Source organism: Cellvibrio sp. UBA7661, from assembly GCA_002483365.1.
Classification (GTDB): Bacteria; Pseudomonadota; Gammaproteobacteria; order Pseudomonadales; family Cellvibrionaceae; genus Cellvibrio.
Window position 1 is genome coordinate 25,261 of sequence record DLHT01000010.1, and the last position, 20,546, is coordinate 45,806.

At 47.0% G+C, this 20,546-nt stretch carries 16 protein-coding genes and 1 other RNA gene; 13 read left to right on the forward strand and 4 right to left on the reverse strand.

Features of this window, described 5'->3' with window-relative positions; genetic code table 11:
* Positions 1–82: 82 nt before the first annotated feature.
* Positions 83–1,000, reverse strand: coding sequence for a DMT family transporter (locus B2739_RS08515; protein ID WP_331345439.1), 918 nt, complete (start codon positions 998–1,000; stop codon positions 83–85).
* Between the two features lie 149 nt (positions 1,001–1,149).
* Positions 1,150–3,549, reverse strand: a complete 2,400-nt coding sequence (locus B2739_RS08520) for a TonB-dependent receptor (protein WP_331345440.1) — start codon at positions 3,547–3,549, stop codon at positions 1,150–1,152.
* Between the two features lie 226 nt (positions 3,550–3,775).
* Between B2739_RS08520 and rnpB the strand changes: the two genes are divergently transcribed.
* Positions 3,776–4,189: RNase P RNA component class A (gene rnpB / locus B2739_RS08525), an RNA gene on the forward strand.
* A 59-nt stretch (positions 4,190–4,248) separates the two neighbouring features.
* Positions 4,249–5,400, forward strand: a complete 1,152-nt coding sequence (locus B2739_RS08530; RefSeq protein ID WP_331345441.1) for a DUF6538 domain-containing protein — start codon at positions 4,249–4,251, stop codon at positions 5,398–5,400.
* Positions 5,401–5,404: 4 nt separating this feature from the next.
* Here B2739_RS08530 and B2739_RS08535 read toward each other — a convergent pair whose 3' ends face one another.
* Positions 5,405–6,979, reverse strand: coding sequence for a restriction endonuclease (locus B2739_RS08535; protein ID WP_331345442.1), 1,575 nt, complete (start codon positions 6,977–6,979; stop codon positions 5,405–5,407).
* A 117-nt stretch (positions 6,980–7,096) separates the two neighbouring features.
* Here B2739_RS08535 and B2739_RS08540 point away from each other — a divergent pair, with 117 nt between their 5' ends.
* Positions 7,097–7,762 carry a recombinase family protein gene (locus B2739_RS08540; RefSeq protein WP_331345443.1) on the forward strand — a complete coding sequence of 222 codons (666 nt, stop codon included), beginning with the start codon at positions 7,097–7,099 and terminating at the stop codon, positions 7,760–7,762.
* Positions 7,763–7,917: 155 nt separating this feature from the next.
* On the opposite strand, the gene B2739_RS08545 is transcribed toward B2739_RS08540, so the two are convergent.
* A complete protein-coding gene (locus B2739_RS08545) occupies positions 7,918–8,181 on the reverse strand; it encodes a DUF3892 domain-containing protein (RefSeq protein WP_331345444.1) in 264 nt (87 codons plus the stop codon).
* Positions 8,182–8,995: 814 nt separating this feature from the next.
* Between B2739_RS08545 and mraZ the strand changes: the two genes are divergently transcribed.
* The 10 genes from mraZ (at position 8,996) to murG (ending at position 20,510) form a co-directional block, all read left to right on the forward strand.
* The gene (gene mraZ / locus B2739_RS08550) at positions 8,996–9,442 is read left to right on the forward strand and encodes a division/cell wall cluster transcriptional repressor MraZ (protein WP_331345445.1); all 447 of its coding nucleotides are present in this window, start codon (positions 8,996–8,998) and stop codon (positions 9,440–9,442) included.
* A gap of 8 nt (positions 9,443–9,450) precedes the next feature.
* Positions 9,451–10,380 (forward strand): 16S rRNA (cytosine(1402)-N(4))-methyltransferase RsmH, encoded by a 930-nt coding sequence (rsmH, locus tag B2739_RS08555; protein WP_331345446.1) that lies wholly within the window; start codon positions 9,451–9,453, stop codon positions 10,378–10,380.
* Between the two features lie 81 nt (positions 10,381–10,461).
* Entirely contained in the window at positions 10,462–10,821 is a 360-nt protein-coding gene (gene ftsL, locus B2739_RS08560; protein WP_331345447.1) for a cell division protein FtsL, read from the forward strand.
* A complete protein-coding gene (locus B2739_RS08565; RefSeq protein WP_414633222.1) occupies positions 10,818–12,665 on the forward strand; it encodes a peptidoglycan D,D-transpeptidase FtsI family protein in 1,848 nt (615 codons plus the stop codon). Before ftsL ends, B2739_RS08565 begins: the two co-directional genes overlap by 4 nt.
* Positions 12,665–14,248: a UDP-N-acetylmuramoyl-L-alanyl-D-glutamate--2,6-diaminopimelate ligase gene (locus B2739_RS08570; protein WP_331345448.1), complete on the forward strand. Its 1,584-nt coding sequence runs from the start codon at positions 12,665–12,667 to the stop codon at positions 14,246–14,248. The genes B2739_RS08565 and B2739_RS08570 overlap by 1 nt, the downstream gene beginning before the upstream one ends.
* Positions 14,245–15,648 (forward strand): UDP-N-acetylmuramoyl-tripeptide--D-alanyl-D-alanine ligase, encoded by a 1,404-nt coding sequence (locus B2739_RS08575; protein WP_331345449.1) that lies wholly within the window; start codon positions 14,245–14,247, stop codon positions 15,646–15,648. Before B2739_RS08570 ends, B2739_RS08575 begins: the two co-directional genes overlap by 4 nt.
* Complete coding sequence (gene mraY / locus B2739_RS08580) at positions 15,648–16,730, forward strand: phospho-N-acetylmuramoyl-pentapeptide-transferase (RefSeq protein ID WP_331345450.1); 1,083 nt, start codon at positions 15,648–15,650, stop codon at positions 16,728–16,730. The genes B2739_RS08575 and mraY overlap by 1 nt, the downstream gene beginning before the upstream one ends.
* Before the next feature lie 125 nt (positions 16,731–16,855).
* Positions 16,856–18,193 carry a UDP-N-acetylmuramoyl-L-alanine--D-glutamate ligase gene (gene murD, locus B2739_RS08585; RefSeq protein ID WP_331345490.1) on the forward strand — a complete coding sequence of 446 codons (1,338 nt, stop codon included), beginning with the start codon at positions 16,856–16,858 and terminating at the stop codon, positions 18,191–18,193.
* Positions 18,190–19,410, forward strand: a complete 1,221-nt coding sequence (ftsW, locus tag B2739_RS08590; RefSeq protein ID WP_331345451.1) for a putative lipid II flippase FtsW — start codon at positions 18,190–18,192, stop codon at positions 19,408–19,410. Before murD ends, ftsW begins: the two co-directional genes overlap by 4 nt.
* Complete coding sequence (murG, locus tag B2739_RS08595; RefSeq protein WP_331345452.1) at positions 19,407–20,510, forward strand: undecaprenyldiphospho-muramoylpentapeptide beta-N-acetylglucosaminyltransferase; 1,104 nt, start codon at positions 19,407–19,409, stop codon at positions 20,508–20,510. Before ftsW ends, murG begins: the two co-directional genes overlap by 4 nt.
* The last annotated feature ends 36 nt before the right edge of the window (positions 20,511–20,546 follow it).

Genomic DNA, 20,546 nt, shown 5'->3' on the forward strand with positions numbered 1-20,546 from the left:
GTGCGGGATTGTTTTTTTAGGGCGATTGTTTTTTTAAGTGCGATTGTTTTTAGGGAGTGGCGGAGTTGTAGCGAGCTAATGGTTAGCGTGATTTAAGCGCGATAATCAGGCCGGATGCCGCTACGACTGCCATACCTAACAGGCTCATGCTGTCCGGAACTGTGCCAAAAACCAACCACCCTAATAAACCTGCCCAGATCAACTGCAAGTAAGTGGTCGGTGCCAGCATAGATGCCGGAGCGTGGCGGTAGGCAAGTGTGAACAGGTAGTGCCCAAGCCCGCCGCTGATCCCCATGCTTAGCAGCAATATGACTTCAAGCTTGCTGGGGGCATCGTTTTCCCAGAACCAGGGTAAGGCAATGCCGAAGGCAATCGACCCCACCAGAGCGGTATAAAACAGCAATGTAATCGCTTTTTCGGTGCTGGCTAACAAGCGCGACAAAAGTTGATAAGTCGCATTGGCGGCAGCGGCTCCCAACGCAAATAAGATGCCGATCGTATCCAATCCGCCACCGGGGCGCGCGATCAGCAATACCCCCATAAAACCGGTGATGATCGCCGCCCAACCCCAGCCGCCAATTTTTTCATTGAGCATTGAACCGGCAAGCAAAGCTACTAGCGTTGGTGCGAGAAAATTAATGGCTGTGGTTTCGGCGAGTGGCATCCGGCTCAACGCCATTCCCATGCAGAGCGATGCAATGGTGAGCACCAACCCGCGTGCAATCACAAGGCCGGTGCGCTGTGTATGGATCAACTGGGTGGAATGGCGCGGCGCGAGAATGATGAGCATCAACACAAAATGGACGATATAGCGCATCGCCACTACAAAAGGCACATTGTAGTGGGTGGTCAGGTATTTGGTGGTGCTGTCCATACAGGCGAACAAAAACAGGCCGGCGGCGGCGAGCAGGAATCCTTTGAGAGCATTGTGCTGCAGGGGAGTGATGGTATGCGGGGTGCTCAGAGGTGATGCTGGTTGCCCGGAAGGGGAATCGCTCATTGCCATTAATCCGATAGGTAAAGCCTAAAATAAGTCATATTAATGGTAGCAGGAATGTGCGTTTTCGGCACAAATAAGTCTGACAAATGGAGCGGCGCAATTAAAAAAGGCATCCAGAGGATGCCTTCAGGGTGAATAACGGGCGTTGCTTAGAAGCGGATCGTACCTTGTACTGCAATGCTTCTTGGGCGCTCGTAGAAGGCGTAATAACCCGTGCCGCTGGAAACGGTGGTCGCTACCGGTAGCCCGTTCGCGTAAGTCACAATGGATTCATCGCTCAGGTTTTTGCCGATCAGGGCCAATTCCCATTTGTCGTCCTGATCGCTCAATGCAATGCGAGCATTGAGTTTGGTGTAGGACGGTTGCTCAAATTTGGGGTCCAGCGATGGTGTAGTCAGATACTCCGCGCTGTAGATAACATCCAGTGTGTTGACCAGTTTGAGGCCATTGCTGAAGTTGATGGTGTAATCAATGCCTGCGTTGCCTTGTAGCTCAGGGGTAAACTCGCGGCGCTTGCCGGTTGCATCGCACACCGTCGGATTGTTTGGATTGCGCTCTGCATCCGGCTGGCCGAAATAACATTGCGAATTTTTGAAATCCGTGTATTCAAAGTCGATATAGGCTGCGCCGCCACGAACCAGAATGTTATCGGTCAGTGCCCAGCGACCATCGATTTCCAAGCCTTGTACAGTGGCTTCACCGGCGTTGGTGACGTTAAAACTCAAGCTACCATCGAACTGGCTGGTTTGCATGTCGGTAAATTCAGAGCGGAATAGCGCGACATTCAGTTCAGCTGATCCTCCGGCCAATACAAATTTTCCACCGATCTCATAGTTTTTAACTTTCTCTTCTTCAAATTCCCAGGTGCCTTCAATATTGGTAGCTGCACCCGTTGGGAAAAATGCGCTGGGGGGAACGCTTTGCCCGTTATAAACACCGTCCAGCTCGTTAGGGGCGGAGTTGGCGCGCACGTCAAAGCCACCGGATTTGAAGCCAGTGGTATAGCTGGCATAGAGCATATCCGTATCATTAAGATCGTATTGCAGTGTCAATTGTGGGGTAAAGCCGGATTCGTTCCTGTCGCCCTTAATCTTATGCGGGTCAATTTTGAATTGACTCCAGAGGAAGTTGTAAGGATCAGCGATTGTTCCCTGTGGCAGAGTTACATTGGTGTTGCTCACATGGTATTGGTGACGGCTCGCCTCCTTGGATTCGTGGGTGTAGCGCGCACCAATCACGGCACGGGCTGAATCGCTGAAATTCCACGTGAACTGGGCGAAGATCGCTGCCAAATCTGTATCTTGTTGGAAATCGCGCTGAGTCGATGCATCGCGTAACAGGTTGGACATGGTGGCGCCAAGCCGTGAACCCAGTGCAGTAGGAATAAAACTATCGGTCGGAACGCGGATGGTGTCGTGGAATTTAAGGTCGCTGGATTGGAAGAAGAGGCCGCCAAGATAACTGATGGTGCCATCTTCAGGTGAAGCTATACGCAGTTCCTGGCTAACCTGGCTGTAGTCCTCATCAGACAAAATGTTAAACCCGGGGGCGCCGGTAAAATCGCAATCGCACAGTTCCTGATAGGTGTAGGCGTTATAACCTGTGACCGAGGTCAGAGTGTGCTCGCCAATGTCCCGCTCAACTGTCAGGGTCGCGTTTTTAGTGTCGTTGTAGCTGTAGTCACCATTGGACTGACGTCTCCAATCGTGGGTGGTATCGAGTTGGTATTGGCCGTTGGTAAAGAATGACAAGGCATTGGCATAAGAGCCGCCGACGGGCTTAACGACCTCAATATTGCGACCATCGCTATCAAACGAACCGTCTTCTACTTTCAGGACGATGTCCCACAAGTCGCTTGGTTGCCATTGCAAGGTGGCGCGCACTACGCGATTTTTATCGCCCGATTCGTCGCGCCCAAGCGTGGTGTTTTCCATATAACCGTCGATACTGCTGTCCAGCACCGCCAAACGGATGCCGACGGTATCACTCAATGGGCTTGAAAACACAGCGCGTATGTCTTGCTCGCCATGATCAGGCTCATACAAGGCTGTAATCTTGGCTTCGGTTTCATCGCCAGGTTTGGCGGTAGTAATGCTGATAGCGCCAGCAGTGGAGTTCTTGCCGAACAGAATACTTTGTGGCCCACGCAGGACTTCCACGCGTTCAATATCAAGGAAGGGCGCGCGCGCCAATTGCGCGCGGCCGTAATGGATGCCATCGATAAATTGCGCTGCTGATTGTTCGAACCCCTGGTTTACTCCGGAGCTGATGCCGCGGATGGCGATGTTGGTGCCTATGCCGGTTTGGGTCATGTTGAAGCTGGGGATGTAATCGCCCATGGTTTCAATGTTGGTGATCCCGGCCGATTCAATTTTTTCGCCCCCCAACGCATTTACCGACAAGGGGACATCGCGCAGGCTTTGTTGGCGTTTTTGCGCCGTGACCATCACTTCTTCCAGCGCAGGACTGTCATCTGTCTGTGCATATGCCGGTACAGCAAACGATAAAGCGATAGCCATTGAGAGAAGGTTAACTCTGTACTCTTTCACGGAAACTCTCCTGAGCTTTTATTGTGGGGGGGCGTGAAATCTTGGGTGTCCATGTTCGGGGCAACAAACACTTGTTAATTAATAGCGTAAAGTGGCAAAAATACCAGCTCCGGGCATTTTTTGCCCCAACTTGGCTATAAGCCTGCCACTTTTGGTGACGTGGTTAGCAAAAGCACACGATGTATTGCGCTTGCGCTATTAGTCACCGGCGAGTAATGTGCGCGCCGGAGTTGGCCAGACAGTCGCTCCGCGCATACCTTCCCGCCGCTGGCAACAGCGCAGGATAAGGTGCGTCGGGGAGGAAAGTCCGGGCTCCATAGGGCAGAGTGCCAGGTAACGCCTGGGAGGCGCGAGCCTACGGAAAGTGCAACAGAGAGCAGACCGCCTAAGTTCAAGGTGCCGGATCACGTATATGGGAAGGCAAACCAGAACCGGTAAGGGTGAAAGGGTGCGGTAAGAGCGCACCGCGCAACTGGCAACAGGCTGCGGCATGGTAAACCCCACTCGGAGCAAGACCAAATAGGAATCCATTGGTGCGGCCCGCACTGGATTCGGGTAGGTTGCTTGAGGCTAGTGGTGACACTAGTCCCAGATGAATGACTGTCCACGACAGAACCCGGCTTACAGGCTGACTCCGACTTATTGATTTGTCTGGGTTGTGGGGGTGTTTCACCCCTTCAGCTCGGATTGCTACAAAAAATGCTACAAACCCTGCTACAAAAGCGCTCCAATGGTTATTACTATTTCCGCTGGGTGAGCCCTCCTGCAATCAGAAGCCTTCTCGGAAAGCGGGAAGTCATCAAATCCCTTCGTACTACCTCAAAAATTCAGGCTTTGGCCAGAGCTGGACACCTTTACTCATTAGTAAATAGACTAAAAGCACAGCATGACCAGTCGCTTATTGATGTTCAATCGGCAGGCTCTGAGTTTCTTGGGCAGGATTACAATGGAGTTGTTGTGGAAGAGTTGCTAACGCGAGTTGTTGCCGTTCAGTCGGTGATTAATGATTATCTGGATATTCCTCATGTCAGAGTGCTTTTGAAAAAAGCTGGTAGAGATGAATTAGTCGGCTTCGATCCAGCGTTCATTGACGAGCTGAATGAATCAGAGCTGACGGCTTTAAAGGAAAGCCAGCAAAGGTTCGCTAAAATCATTCTTGCAGAGCATTTGCCTTGGTTAATGGCCGTGCTTTTGCATTTTTCGAAGAACACTCAGGCCGCTTCTTATCGTGAGTTGCAATACAAAAGAGAGTCAATTCCCAAGGTTTTAAAGTTTTACAGAGACGCTAAAAAAAATCGGCTTGGAGAGGTTTTTGATGGAGTTACGATTTATCAGGTGCTTGATGGCTTATTTTTAAATGAACCTAAGTTTAAATTGTTAAAGCCTATGTCTTGTGTGTTGAAGTTCTTTCCTGAGATGTATGAGCGTTACTTGGAAGTAATGACTGACACTTCTCATCAATCGTTTTTTTATCAAAGTGCAGAGGATGCTAGGATGCATGCTCTTAATGATGCATCCAAGTTAAAAGAGAAGTTGAGAAGAGCAACAGCTCTGAAAGATCAACCTTTTTTGTATCGCCTATGTCTCTATAGAGAGAATGCCTATCACACCATTTTTACGAATAAGCCCGTTGATGAACAATTGCTTTATTCAATATTTTTCAAAGTAAGTGCCGTGGATTTTAAAGTTGCGGGTAGAGAGGTGGCGGATTGGAAGATTGAAAAATATAGAAGGGCAGTGACCGAACAGAGACCACATAATCTTAAGCGCTTTTTTGGGGATAAAAAAATCAACCGAATAGCCCTCTTAAATAAGAAGGCTATTGCGGAGCGTAGAGAAGAGAGTTGTTGATGGCTCAGTTTTCTGCGAATAAAACTATATCAAGCTCTTGTAGTTGATCGTGATGAATCGCAAACACTCCTAAGCTGTCTGCCAATTGCAGTGCTGATTTTGTATAGGCAGCATTTGTTACCACAGCTGCATAATCTGCATTATAAAAACCTTTTGCAGCATGGGCTTCCTGAATTGCTTTGTTGCCAACTGGAAGGGAGTAAAATTTGCACTGGATTACCACTTTAATATCATTCTTTGTTCCGATTACATCGGCACCTTGATCGCCTGTTGCTTTAGTTGTGTTCGCCTCCCAGCCAAGAAGTTCTGTCATATATCTTGCAACGGCCTTCTCATATTCTATGGGCGAAACTATCGAGTCAAAATCCTTTGATGGTATTTCATTGTCATCACTCAGGAGCACGCGTGTAACAATGCGGTTCATTGCGTGAAATATTGTGTCTTCATCTGGTTGGTGTATTGAAGTATCCAATAAGTACAGATCACCCTCTTCATCTCGTATGGCTATATTTTTAGTTCCTTTTAAAAAAGCGGTAAAGAAAGAGTTTAGTGTTGTTTTATGGTGCGCAATTATCGCTTGCAGTCTTTTTCTGCAAAAAACAAGTAGTTCCCTTTCGAACTCTTCAAATACGGGATCTCCATACTCGTCAGTGTAAAAAAGTTGGTTATGCTTTATTAATAGTGGGCTTAGGTATTTGTTGGTAGTTAGGTAATTGAATGTTATTGCTAGGTCTATTGTATATATTGTTTTTATCACTGACTGGTATAAATTTCCTTCCGCTAAATACTCCTGTGCGGACTCTATCTCATCACCTATCAACGATAAATATATTGGCCTGTATGAATCATCCATGCTCAATAAAAACGTATTTTGGCGTAATTCCTCTTGGGCTAAGTCTAAAATCTTACTAAGTTGGTCAGGTTCCAGTTCATCAGGTATTTCCTGTTCGGCAGTAGCTCTGTCAGTAATAAAGCTACTTACAATCCACGTTAGAGTATGGAGGATAAGTTCCATAGAGGTTCGTTTATCCTCTTCCTCCGAATGAAAAAATAAGCAATGCGTCAGGTTTAGAATGTAGCCATCATTGGTCGTCTCAGTAAATTCTTCTGCTCTATAGCCAAAAAAACGATAAGAAGTGGTTTTAATTAAGTTATCGGTATTTGCAATTATCGCCTCAAATCTAGGCGTGATGAATGCTCTAATTTCCTTATGAAATGGTGAAAAATTTGTATCACCGTATTTATCAGCAATATCCAAATTTTCACATGACTTGATTAATTTTTCTAAGTAATCGTTTTTGGCTAGGTAAGCTAAAAGTAAAGGTACGTTTAAGTTTAAAAAAATATGCTTTGCAGCTTTCGTTTGATCTACAAGCAGCATGGAATTGGCTTCATCAGCTAACGTCTCAACTATTGCTTTGTATGATTGCTTATGCACGCTATCGAATTGATTGAAAAAGCCATCCGAGAGAAATTCCTCCTTGAATTTCGCAATAACCGCCTCTGCGGGGGTCGTCAGGGATGCTGAGAGAGTTGGTGTGGCGGTCGTCGAAAACCCCAGTAGTTTTTTCCAAAACATGCTTTTTGTTCCGTTAGCTAAGATCGTCTGGATAATATGTGTTGATTGGCGATAAATCCAGAAGGTCTACATATCCGTTGGTATCAACAATCGAACGGTTGCCGATACTAGCCAAATATGCGTTATTTTGGGTTCAACAAATTAGCCTTTCAATTTAACGATACCATTGATATGATACCCCTAGGTTTTGTGATACCAAAAAGAGGGTTAATCATGGGTCGAGTTTTCGCATACTGCCGTGTAAGTACAGCAGATCAAACAACCGCTAATCAATTACACGAGATAACAGCCGCTGGCTTTGCTATAGAAGGGCATAGGGCGATTGAAGAGGTTATCTCTGGCTCCGTAGAGGCTAAGCAGCGAACGGGCTGGAATCGACTTATAGAGCGGCTAGAAAGCGGTGATGTGCTTGTTGTGACCAAGTTGGATAGGTTAGGGCGTAACGCTATGGATGTTCGTTCGACGGTTGAGGATTTAGCAGCTAAGGGCATTCGGGTTCACTGTCTGGCGCTTGGGGGTGTTGACCTCACCAGTCCAGCCGGAAAGATGACAATGCAGGTTATTAGTGCTGTAGCTGAATTTGAGCGTGATTTGCTTATAGAGCGTACCCAATCAGGTTTAGCGAGAGCCAAAGCAGATGGTAAGAAGCTGGGGCGGCCTGAAGCAACTGAAACAAGAGCTAGTGTTCAAGAATTAAAAGAGCAGAAGTTCAGCCAATCACAGGTGGCGGCGAAGCTTGGCATTAGCTTGCCGACTGTTAAGAGGCATTGGAAGCCTAAGTAGTCAGAGATATTTTGGATTCTCTGCCGTTCTTGGCTGGGCGGTGGAGGGCAGTGCTAAGCGCAATGTCGTCCGCCATTGGGAGACTGTATGTCTGGATTGATTGTTTAGTTTAATCGAGTAAATGGCTACGACTTCCTTGTTTTAGCCTTCAGAAATTAACAATCGGGTAGGTCATCTAAATTGTTTTTGGTCGTGCTGTCACGGTCGGTTCGCAGATATTTACCTTTTGCGGGGTCATGTACCACTTGTATTTCTGTTCTGCCTGATTTCCATGGAACGTAGTATGTGTGCGTTTTGGATTCAATATCTCTAATTGCATCTGCTTTGCTGCGTGGAGACCACGATTGTCCTTCTGCACACAGCTTTGTAATGTCGCCGTCTTGATTCTTTCCTGTTTTGTAAACTGCTCTGTCTGTCATTTTAAACCTCCTGTTTGCGTTGCTGGTTGGCCGGAGTGTACCAATGGGATGGAGGGATAAAAATAACACGGTATTACACGCGGTTTTGAGTCACGGCTAAGGCTTGTCAAGCTTCGTGTGGGTGCCGATATTTGTCGAATCTCGCATTACGGAGGTGGTGCTGTAGTCATGGTGCTTAGCATCGCTCTTGTAGCACTTGGCGTTTGCTACGGCTATTGCTACAAAATCCCCGCTAGGGTAGCCTGCACGCCTTGATTTAACGGTGCCCCTACCGGCTTACAGGCCGACTCCGCTGAATTACAAAAGCCAAACGGTATCCGGTACCGTTTGGCTTTTTATTTTGCGCGATAACTCCATGCGGCGAAATTTTTATCGAAGAGTACGCAGCTAACTATTGTTTCCTCCATTTGACTTGCGTTAGTCTGCGCCAGCTGTTTTAGCGAGGGAGGTTTGTATCTGGCTCACTCGTTGATTCCCTTTAATTGAGATATCCGCTGGTTGTTTTTTCTGCTGTATAGATCCAAACCTTCTATTAATTTCACCTTATTACCGCAAAATAATTTCAAACTTAATGCATTACATTAAGTTTGCGCTCTATTGCTTTGTTTTTGTTATTTAAGTTGTTTTTCATGCTCTTTCTTCTGTGCGTTTTCCCTTCCTGTTTGACGAAATTTCCCGATTTTTCCTGTGATTTTCCACGTCTTTTGGCAATTGCTCGCTTGACTTTGCACTGCCCCGATTTATAGTGAGCAGCGTGGGAAAAAGTGGGTATTTGTGGATTTTTGTGGAAAATAAACCCAACAAGTGGTGAAGCGTGTCCAATCTAACCGGTAGTTACTCCATCAGCATGGACCCCAAGGGTCGCATGGCGATACCAGCGCGCATTCGCGAATCGCTGGAGTCGACTGGTGCTGCGCGTTTATGGATAACTGCACACATGTATGAACGCTGCTTGTTGGTCTACTCCGAAGAAGAATGGCAGCCGGTTCTTGCCAAAATTCAAGCATTACCCGCCGGGAACGAGCATGTCCGCCGGATTCAGCGCCGCTTTATCGGTCAGGCGGTGAATCTTGAGATGGATGCAAATGGCCGTCTTCTGGTTCCTCCCACCCTGCGTGACTTTGCGCATCTGGATAAAAAACTCATGTTGGTTTGCCTGGGCAACAAAATGGAGCTGTGGAATGAAGACAGCTGGAATGCCTTTATGGATCAACCACTTGAGGGCGATATGCCAGCCGACTTACAAAATCTTTCCTTCTAGGTGCTGGCGTGTCTGATTCACAACATATAACCGTCCTTCTCAACGAGGCGGTCGAGGCGCTGATTACTGATCCTGCCGGATTTTATGTCGATGGCACTTTTGGTCGCGGTGGACACAGTGCCCTGGTGCTCCAGCAGCTGGCCTCTAACGGCCGTTTACTGGGTATCGATAAAGATCTCGCGGCAATCGCTACAGCTAATGCCCGATTTGCCAATGACTCACGCTTTGCGATTGCACACGGTTCGTTTGCCGGATTGGCGCAACTGGTTGCTGATCGGGGCATGACTGGAAAGGTGTCTGGGGTGCTGCTGGATTTGGGGGTGTCATCGCCACAGCTGGATGAAGCGGAGCGCGGTTTCAGCTTTATGCAGGATGGCCCTCTGGATATGCGTATGGATCAAACCCGTGGCCAAAGCGCGGCAGATTGGATCAACAGCGCGAGCGAAGACGACATTATCTGGGTGTTCAAAGAGTACGGTGAGGAGCGTTTTGCCAAGCGTATGGCGCGCGCGATTATCGCTGAGCGAGAAAAAGCGCCATTTACCCGTACCAAACACCTGGCTGAAGTGATTAAAGAGGCGAACCCGGCATGGGAAAAGGGTAAGCACCCTGCAACCCGCGCTTTTCAGGCGATTCGCATACAAGTGAATAACGAGCTGAGAGATCTGGATTCTGTGTTGGAGCAAGCGCTGGCGGTATTGGCACCGGGTGGCCGCCTTGTCGTCATCAGCTTCCACTCTTTGGAAGATCGAGCTGTAAAACGATTTATTCGCCGTCAGGAGCAAGGGGATCCGATACCCAAAGGGCTGCCAGTACGCGACGACCAATTAAACCGACGCATGCGTTCGATTGGTAAGGCGATTAAGGCAAGCGATGAAGAAGTTAGTGCCAATGTGCGTTCCCGTAGTGCCGTTATGCGAGTAGCAGAAAAATTGTAGATCCCGGTTTTGCGGCTTCATCAGTGCCTGAACGGCCTGATACCAAATCAACCCGATAAACTTATAAGCTCCAGGGATTCAATGAACAGACGTCACCCATCACAACAAAAAACCATCTCACCCGGCATGCTCCTGGTGATTGCGGTTTTATGGGTGGCAGCCATTGCGTCTGCACTGGGTGTTGTTGCGACAACGCAAATTGTACGTCGCGATGTAAACAGTCTTGAAACGCTGCGTCGTGAGGCATCTCAATTGCAAGTGGAATGGGGGCAGTATCTGCTGGAGCAGAGCACTTGGGCGGCGTATAGCCGTGTTGAGCATGCCGCGGTTTCCGAATTAAACATGATGGCCCCGACACCTGAAGAAATCGTCATGATTTCGGGCAATCGCGTGCTTGATGGTCATATCCAGGCGGTTGAGCCTGCGGCGGGTGGGCAATGAAACGCTCCTCTTCCTCTCCAATGAAACCTTCCTCGGCATTCGAACCGCGTCGCGCGCGCGCGGTAGTGCAGCCAGCACGCAAACCGTTAAAAGTCGCGCAATGGCGTTTCTACAGTGTGGGTATTTTGTTGGCGATTCTGGTTGCGACGCTGATTTTCCATGTTGCCAGTTTGCAAGTCTTGCCTAATGCCGATAAGGGCTATGAATTTTTACAAGACCAGGGTGAATCGCGCACATTGCGTACCGATGTTATCCCTGCCTACCGCGGTGTAATCACTGATCGTAACGGTGACCCGCTTGCGGTCAGTACACCTGTTTCGACTCTCTGGGCAAATCCAAAAGTGCTGTTGCAAGCACCGCATCGCTGGGCTGAATTGGCTCAGGCATTGAAATTCAACAAGGCTGAATTAGAAGCGCGTCTTGTGCGTTATAGCGCTAAAGAATTTATGTATCTCCAGCGCCAGATGTCACCTGAAGCGGCGCAGGCGGTATTGGCATTGGATATTCCCGGCGTTTACGAGCAAGTGGAATATCACCGTTATTACCCCGCTGCAGAAGTGGCTGCACATTTAGTGGGGATGACCGATGTTGATGATCGCGGCCAAGAAGGAATGGAGTTGGCATACGATGCCTGGCTAACCGGTGAAAACGGTGCGAAAGAAGTATTAAAAGATTTGCGTGGCCGTACCGTAAAAGAATTGCGTTTGGTAAAGGCCGCGCGCCCCGGTCAAAACCTCACGCTCAGTATCGATTTGCGTTTGCAATATCTTGCACACCGCGAATTAAAAAAAGCTGTTGAAGAAGCGGGCGCGATTGCGGGATCAATTGTGATTCTCGATGTGCTGACCGGCGAGATTCTCGCTATTTCCAATTTGCCTTCGTACAATCCGAATGACCGCAGCCGCGCGCGCGGTGCAGGTTTGCGCAACCGTGCGATTACTGATTTATACGAGCCCGGTTCAACAGTAAAACCTTGGGTCATTCTTGCTGCATTGGAAAGCGGCAAATTCAAACCGGAAGATATTATCGATACCAACCCGGGTTATTTCATGGTGGGTAGCAAGCCCATTAAAGATCATCGCAATTACGGTGAGATGGATTTAGCGATGGCAATTGCAAAATCCTCCAACATTGCGATGACTAAAATTTCTTTTGCGTTAGATACAAACACCGTGCGCGATATGTATGAGCGTCTGGGTGTTGGCCAGCCTATCGGTACCGGATTTCCTGGTGAAGCTGCGGGTCGCCTTCCTGTATTAAAGCCTGCGCAAAAAATTGAACGCGCCAACTTTTCTTATGGTTATGCATTAAACAGTACCGTGTTACAAACGGTACAAGCGTACGGTGTTATTGCGACTGGTGGCATCAAGCGCCCTGTTTCTTTATTGCGGGTAGATACTCCGCCTGAAGGTCAGCGCGTTGTTGCGAAAAAATACGCCGACCAAGTAAAAGAAATGCTAAGACGAGTAGTGTCTGCTGAAGGTACAGGCAGTAAAGCGCAAGCGATTTCTTATTCTGTGGCGGGTAAAACCGGCACTGCATACAAAGCAGTGAATGGCCGCTACTCCAGTCTGCAGATGAGTTCATTTATTGGTATGGCGCCCATCGAAAATCCACGCATCGTTGCAATGGTGGTTATCGATGAACCAAAAGGCGGCGGCATTATGGGCAACGGCGGTATTGTCGCTGCACCAGCATTTTCAAAAGTGGCGGAAGATGCACTGCGTATGCTGCAAGTGCCGCCAGATAATATCCGCAAAAAAAATGAATCGCTGGTGGCAGAACCAGCGAACAAGACCAAATCTAAAAATAGTTTGGCCAAAGATGAGAGGTCAGATACCTGATGACCACTCCATCCTCACTGCGCAGTGTTGCGCTATCGCATTTGTTGCCTGATATGGAATTGGGTGATGCGTCTTCTTTGGTTGTGCACAATCTCTGCTTGGATACGCGTCAATTAAAAACGGGCGATGCGTTTATCGCACTTTCCGGAGTGAAAGTCGATGGACGGAATTTTATTGCAAAAGCGGTTGAGTTGGGTGCTGCGGTAATTTTGGTTGAGGCTGATAAAAATTGGCAGGGCTTGGCTTGGCTTGGCAGTGTGCCGGTTATTGCTATTGAAAATTTACCTGCGCGAGTCAGTGAAATTGCAGGATATTTTTTCGGTGAACCCAGTAAAAAAATGCAGCTGATAGGTATTACCGGTACAAACGGTAAAACAACATGCACTCTGCTGGCAGCGCAAATGCTGACACACTTACAAAAAAAATCAGCTGTTATTGGCACAATTGGTTATGGATTATTGGATGCATCGGTATTGGCACCTTTATCCCAGCAAATTAATTTGCTCACATCCACGGGGCTGACAACTCCAGACCCTATTACATTGCAACGTTTGTTGGATGAATTGATCCAGCAAGGCGCTGTATCTGCTGCGATTGAAGTTTCCTCCCATAGTTTGCAACAAAAGCGCGTCGCAGGATTAACATTCGCAACAGCAGTCTTTACCAACCTGACGCAAGATCATTTGGATTATCACGGCGATTTAACGACCTATGGCAATGTAAAAGCGCAGCTGTTAGACATGCCAGGTTTACGCACGGCGATTATCAATCTCGATGATGCGTGGGCTGCCAGTCTGCAATCCAGAGCACCAGTGTCTGTAAATGTATTGAGCTATTCAATCGAAAAAAATGCTGATGTTTGTGCAACCAATATTGAGTTGCATGCGGGCGGTGTACGTGCACACATTGTTACTCCTTGGGGTGAGGGCGATATCGATGTGCCGCTATTGGGAAAATTTAATTTAAGTAATGTGTTGTCGGTTATTGCGGTTGTGGGTGCGCAAGGTTTTAACCTGGCGCAAATGCTGCCATTGATTGCGCAGCTAGAGCCTGCACCAGGGCGGATGCAACTAGTGACTGTTGATCGGGCAGTGCAAGAAGTTCAGGTAATTGTGGATTACGCCCATACACCCGATGCGCTGGAAAATACGCTCAATGCAATCCATCAGCATAAAGCGGGCCGTGTGTGGACAGTATTTGGTTGTGGCGGCGATCGCGATAAATCAAAGCGTCCGCAAATGGGAAAAATCGCCGAACGCTTTAGTGATTATGTGATTGTCACCAATGACAATCCCCGTACCGAAGATCCGGCAACAATCGCAGCAGAAATTGTACGCGGGATGAATCATCCCAGCGGCTGTCTGGTAATTGCTGATCGCGCACAAGCGATTGATTTTGCAATCCAGCAAGCTAAAACAGGTGACATTGTACTGATTGCCGGTAAGGGGCATGAGGATTATCAAATATTTGCCACCCAGACTTTGCCATTTAGCGATAGCAAACATGCGCGCATTTCGTTGCAGCGTCGTATCGCCAAACGTGAAAACCAGCAAGGTAATTTGGAAAAAGGGGCTCCCGTATGATCAAGCCTCTTTCATTAAAGTGGGTTGAAGAATTTGTTGCGGCGCAAACACTGCTGCGCCCGCTCACCATACAACGTTACGGAGATGCGGAATTTACTTGTGTTAATTCCGACACCCGCAGCTTGGTTGAGGGTGAATTATTTGTAGCTATTCGTGGGGAGCGTTTTGATCCGCACGAATTTATTGAACAAGCAGTCGATAAAAAACCTTGTGCATTAATTGTCGAACAATATTTTCCAAACATTCATTTGCCCCAATTGGTCGTGAGTGATTCTGTGCTCGCGTTAGGGCAGATTGCTGCGTTGAACCGCAGTTTGTTTACAGGAAAAGTAATTGGAATTACTGGTAGCAGCGGTAAAACCACAGTAAAAACCATGGTTGCCAGTATTTTGGCAGAGTGCGGCAATACTCTCGCTACCAAAGGCAATCTCAATAATCATATCGGCGTGCCATTTACATTGTTGCAGATATCGGCAACAGATGAATTTGCGGTAATTGAAATGGGCGCAAGCGGCCCCGGCGAGATTGAATACCTGTGTTCACTCGCCAAGCCACAAGTCACTATGATCAACAATGTCATGCCTGCACATATCGAAGGCTTCGGTTCTATTGAGGGCGTTGCCAAAGCAAAAGGCGAAATATACAGCTCGCTTGCTGCAGATGCTGTTGCAGTTGTTAATGTGGATGATGTGTTTTCATCTTCATGGTTGATGAAACTGCAAGATAAACAAGTCATATCAGTTAGTTTGCAAAATGAGAGCGCAAAGTTCTATGCGCGCCGTATTGAATTAGGCTGTATTGAATCAGATAGTACTGAAATACGCTTTGAATTAGTTGCATTGGGTCAATCAATTGATGTTGTTCTAAATGCGCAAGGCGAACACAGCGTACGCAATGCACTAATGGCAGCTGCTTGTTCTTACGCAGTGGGTGCAAGTTTGCAAAAAATAAAAAATGGTTTGGCAAGTTTTGCTCCTGTCTCTGGCCGTATGAGTAAACATACGGGCATTAATCACGTTCAGATCATTGACGATAGTTACAATGCTAACCCCGGATCTGTCCGTGCGGCGATTGACGTGTTGGCTCAGAAAAATTGTGGCGTGTTAGTGCTGGGCGATTTGGCTGAGCTTGGTGCTAATGCTGCGCAGCTGCATGCGGAATTGGGTGAGTACGCGCAGAGTAAAAACCTCCCTCACATTTTTACACTCGGACATTTGAGCCAAAACGCAACGGCTGCATTTGGCGATGGCGCTTTGCATTTCACTGAAAGGGCTGATCTGGTTGCGCATTTAAAATCAATTGCCAAGGCAGACATGACTTTATTAATTAAAGGTTCGCGCAGCTCCAAAATGGATTTGGTCGTGCGTGAGCTTTGTAACCTGGCAGGAGAATCACACTAATGCTGTACTGGTTGTCAGAATACTTACAAGAATACCTGCGCAGCTTTGCAGTGTTTCAATATTTGACCGTGCGTGCGATTTTTGGCGTCTTAACGGCGCTTGGTTTTTCGCTATTGCTCGGCCCTTGGTTTATACGTCGCTTGACGGAATTACGTATCGGGCAAGCAGTGCGTACCGACGGCCCACAATCCCATCTTTCAAAATCAGGCACCCCGACCATGGGTGGTGCACTTATTTTATCTGCCATTTTTTTCAGCACTTTATTGTGGTCAGATCTTTCCAATCGTTATGTCTGGGTGTTGTTAATTGTCACTGCCGTATTTGGTGCCGTGGGTTGGGTAGATGATTACCGCAAGGTGGCGAAACGTGATTCAAAAGGATTGCCCGCACGTTGGAAATATTTTTGGCAATCTGTTGCAGGTTTAGGGGCGGCGACTTTTCTTTATATGACGGCGCAAAATCCTGCTGAAACGCAACTGTTTATTCCATTCTTTAAAAACGTTGCGCTCAACATGGGTTTGTTTTACATCGTGTTCACCTATTTCGTGATTGTCGGAACAAGTAATGCCGTGAACTTAACCGATGGCCTGGATGGTTTGGCCATTATGCCAAGTGTAATGGTTGCAGGCGCACTGGCATTAATTGCGTATCTCGCCGGGCATTCACAATTTTCCCAATATTTAAATATTGCTTACATTCCTGGCGCAGGCGAATTAGTTATTTTCTGTTGCGCTTTGGTGGGTGCCGGTCTTGGCTTCTTGTGGTTCAACACGTATCCCGCACAAGTATTTATGGGCGATGTTGGCGCGCTCGCTTTGGGTGCTGCGCTGGGTTTGATTGCCGTTATCGTTCGCCATGAATTTGTATTGTTCATTATGGGCGGTATTTTTGTGCTGGAAACTGTATCGGTTATTTTGCAAGTTGCCTCATTTAAATTAACCGGTCGCCGTATTTTCCGTATGGCGCCCATTCATCATCATTTCGAATTAAAAGGCTGGCCAGAGCCGCGTGTAATAGTTCGTTTCTGGATTATCACCTTGATTCTGGTGTTGATTGGTTTGGCAACCTTGAAGCTGCGTTAACCAGATAGACCAATAGATCAATAGATTGATACATGAATTGCGATTTTAGTGCGACAAAAAAGTAAGCACTTAAATTAAAACCCAAATTAACGATGTCACCTAAAGAGAGAACTGCTGTGTCCCAAATGATTGCCACCAGTAAAGTAAAAGCAGTAATCGGCACCGGTATTACCGGTCTGTCGGTTGCCCGCTTTTTGGCGGCACAAAAGCAAGCATTTGTCTTATTGGATACCCGTGCTGTTCCACCCAATTTGGAAAAGGTGCAGCAGGAATTTCCAGGGGTTGCTATCGAGTGCGGTGAACTGAATCCAACCACACTGTTCGAGTGTGACGAAATTATTGTGAGCCCAGGCGTTGCCATTGCTACACCTGCTATTGAGCAAGCAAAAAATGCAGGCATCCCTATTGTTGGCGACATCGAATTGTTCGTGCGTTATGCAAAAGCACCGATTGTTGCTATCACGGGGTCGAATGCAAAAAGTACCGTAACAACCTTGGTTGGTGAAATGGCAAAGACTGCCGGTATAAACGTTGCGGTGGGTGGCAACTTGGGAACGCCTGCTTTGGAACTGCTTGATGATGCTATTGAACTGTATGTAATGGAGCTATCCAGCTTTCAGTTGGAAACGGTAACCAAACTGAATGCAAAGGTTGCGACTATTTTAAATATCAGTGCGGATCATCTTGATCGCTACGACAGTATGCGTGCTTATATTCTTGCCAAGTTGCGCATTTATTTTGGTGCTGAACATATTGTGGTAAATCGTAAGGATGTGTTGACCCATCCTCCATTCGCTGCAGGTGTTAAACCGGTTTATTTTGGTGGCAATGCTGATTTTGGCAGTTTTGGTTTAACTGAACAAAATGGCGAAGAGTTTTTAGCAAAAAATTTGACTCCATTAATGCCATCGCGTGAGTTAAAAATACGCGGTCGTCACAATGTCGATAATGCGTTAGCTGCATTGGCATTGGGTGATGCAGCGGGTATCCCTATGGCCGCGATGTTGGAGACGCTGAAAAACTTCAAAGGATTAAAGCATCGCTGTGAATTTGTTGCGGCTAAAAATGGTGTTGAATTTTATAACGATTCAAAGGGTACCAATATTGGTGCAACCCTGGCGGCAATTCAGGGGCTCGCACGTGATCCGCAACAATTAATTGTAATTTTGGGTGGCGAAGGAAAAGGGCAGGACTTTACCGAATTAGCTCCTGCGCTTAAGTCTATTAATAGCCAAGTAGTATTGATTGGGCGTGATGCTCTTGTTATCGAGCAGGCAGTAGCCGCCGCAACAAAGATAACACATGCCAATAATATGCAGGACGCTGTCAATAAGGCGCTGCAATTGGCAAACCCTGGCGATGCCGTGTTGCTTTCCCCTGCATGCGCAAGCTTTGATATGTTTAAAAACTACGAAGATCGTGGCGATCAATTTTGCAGTGCCGTACAGGAGTTGGTCATATGATTCGTGCAGCCACGCCTGTATCGCAATTGCCATTAAGCCAGCGCACTGATTGGACACTGTTGTGTTTGTGGTTTGCGTTGATGTCAATCGGTTTAGTGATGGTAGCATCTGCGTCGGTTTCTTTTGCTGCATTAACCTACGACGATGCATGGTTTTTTGCCAAACGCCATGCCATTTATATGCTTATGGGCATTGTGCTTGCCATGTTTGTTGTGTGTGTACCCATGAGCATATGGCAACGCTACTCAGGACATTTTTTATTGATTACGCTTTTTCTTCTAGTGATTGTATTGATCCCGGGTATCGGCAAAAAAGTGAATGGAAGCCAGCGTTGGTTTGGTTTGGGCGTTATTTCTATTCAGGTATCGGAAATTGCCAAATTTTGTGCGGTAGTATTTTTTGCCAGCTTTTTTGCACGTCGATATCAAGAATTGCATTTTGGTTGGCAAGGTTTTTTGAAGCCACTGCTGGTCGTTGGTGTATTTGTTGGTTTGTTGTTATTGGAACCCGATTTCGGAAGTTCGGTTGTACTTTGTGCAACGGTATTTGCAATGATGTTTATTGCAGGTGTTCGTATCCTGCATTTCCTTCTATTAATTATTATTGGTGTGGGCGGGTTAGCTGCTGTTGCTATTTTATCGCCTTACCGTATGCAACGTTTGATTACCTTCCTCGATCCATGGGCAGACCAGTTCAATACCGGCTACCAACTAACACAATCCTTAATTGGTTTTGGGCGTGGTGAATGGTTTGGCTTGGGTTTGGGCAATAGCCTGCAGAAATTATTCTTTTTGCCTGAAGCACATACTGATTTTATTTTTGCGATTATTGCAGAAGAGTTTGGTTTGATTGGTGCGGTGTTATTAGTGGCTTTGTTTGCAGCACTGATTATTCGTATCTTCAAATTAGCTAAACAAAATTTGGCAGCTGGGAAAATGTTCCCCGCATTGGCGACTTTCGGCATTGCTATTTTGTTTTCCTTCCAGGTCTTTATCAATATGGGTGTCTCGTCCGGGTTATTGCCCACTAAAGGATTGACCTTGCCATTTATCAGTTATGGTGGAAGTAGCTTATTAATTTGTTGTGTTCTTATGGCTTTTGTTATGCGTGTGCAATGGGAACTGGCCGGTTTTACTCCTGCAATTCCCGAGCTTCCTAAAACACCGCGTACGCCAGCCAATATTGCTCGCACTCCAGTTGTGGAGGCTGCATCGTGAGCACAAAAAAACTATCTGTATTGATCATGGCGGGTGGAACCGGTGGACATGTGTTCCCCGCATTAGCGGTTGCAAATGAACTGCGTAATCGTGGTGCGGTTATTCATTGGTTGGGCACCGCACGTGGAATTGAAATGCGCTTGGTTCCAGCAGCCAATATTCCTTTGCATCTCATCAATATTGAGGGTGTGCGTGGTCGCGGTTTAGTGGGTTTAATTAAGGCTCCTTTTTTAATTGCCTACGCAGTGATTCAGGCATTTATGATCATTCGTAATATTAAGCCTGATGTGGTGGTGGGGTTTGGTGGCTTTGCATCTGGCCCCGGTGGTGTTGCTGCCAAATTATCAGCCACACCATTAATTATTCATGAGCAAAATGCTATTGCGGGAACCACTAATCGATTATTGGCAAAAATAGCGACAAAAGTTCTGGCTGCATTTCCTGATGCCTTTAGTAAAACCAATATTAAACAGGAAGTAGTGGTTGGTAATCCTGTGCGTGAACAAATTAAAAATTTATCATCTGTAACAGTGCGCTATTCCCAACGCATGCAGCAGCAATTACCTCTACAAGTCCTTGTTGTGGGTGGCAGCTTGGGCGCAAAAGCAATTAATGAATTAATCCCTGCTGCACTTGCTGAAATGCCACGTCATCTGCGTCCTGTTATTCGTCATCAAACCGGAAAAAATCACGCGCAAGCGACAACAGCGCTGTATATGCAGCATCAGGTTGATGCAACCATAGAAGAATTTATTGACGATATGGCTGCCGCTTATGCGTGGGCTGATTTAGTTATATGCCGCGCAGGTGCCTTGACCGTATCGGAATTAATGATGGCCGGTGTTGCAGCGATTTTAATTCCCTTGCCAAGTGCAATTGACGATCACCAAACATTTAATGCTAAAAACCTGAGCGATACCGGCGCGGGTATTTCATTGGTCCAGAAAGATTTAACCGCAGCAAAATTGGCTGCTTTATTGTTAACCGAATTAGCTGACCGCCAGCATTTAATGTCGATGGCGGAAAAAGCGCAGCAGCTGGCAAAACCTGATGCTGTTGCACAAGTAGCTGATATTTGTGAGGAGGTTGCCCGTGGATAATTCTACGCAACAATCCATAAGTGGTCGTGCTAATGG

Excerpts from the sequence above, each read along its gene's own strand:
- murD (WP_331345490.1), top strand. The coding sequence starts at position 16,856 with ATGATTGCCACCAGTAAAGTAAAAGCAGTAATCGGCACCGGTATTACC.
- B2739_RS08515 (WP_331345439.1), bottom strand. The coding sequence starts at position 1,000 with ATGAGCGATTCCCCTTCCGGGCAACCAGCATCACCTCTGAGCACCCCG.
- ftsL (WP_331345447.1), top strand. The coding sequence starts at position 10,462 with ATGAACAGACGTCACCCATCACAACAAAAAACCATCTCACCCGGCATG.
- B2739_RS08530 (WP_331345441.1), top strand. The coding sequence starts at position 4,249 with ATGCTACAAACCCTGCTACAAAAGCGCTCCAATGGTTATTACTATTTC.
- B2739_RS08540 (WP_331345443.1), top strand. The coding sequence starts at position 7,097 with ATGCGTTATTTTGGGTTCAACAAATTAGCCTTTCAATTTAACGATACC.
- B2739_RS08570 (WP_331345448.1), top strand. The coding sequence starts at position 12,665 with ATGACCACTCCATCCTCACTGCGCAGTGTTGCGCTATCGCATTTGTTG.
- B2739_RS08545 (WP_331345444.1), bottom strand. The coding sequence starts at position 8,181 with ATGACAGACAGAGCAGTTTACAAAACAGGAAAGAATCAAGACGGCGAC.
- B2739_RS08575 (WP_331345449.1), top strand. The coding sequence starts at position 14,245 with ATGATCAAGCCTCTTTCATTAAAGTGGGTTGAAGAATTTGTTGCGGCG.
- B2739_RS08565 (WP_414633222.1), top strand. The coding sequence starts at position 10,818 with ATGAAACGCTCCTCTTCCTCTCCAATGAAACCTTCCTCGGCATTCGAA.
- B2739_RS08535 (WP_331345442.1), bottom strand. The coding sequence starts at position 6,979 with ATGTTTTGGAAAAAACTACTGGGGTTTTCGACGACCGCCACACCAACT.
- ftsW (WP_331345451.1), top strand. The coding sequence starts at position 18,190 with ATGATTCGTGCAGCCACGCCTGTATCGCAATTGCCATTAAGCCAGCGC.
- mraY (WP_331345450.1), top strand. The coding sequence starts at position 15,648 with ATGCTGTACTGGTTGTCAGAATACTTACAAGAATACCTGCGCAGCTTT.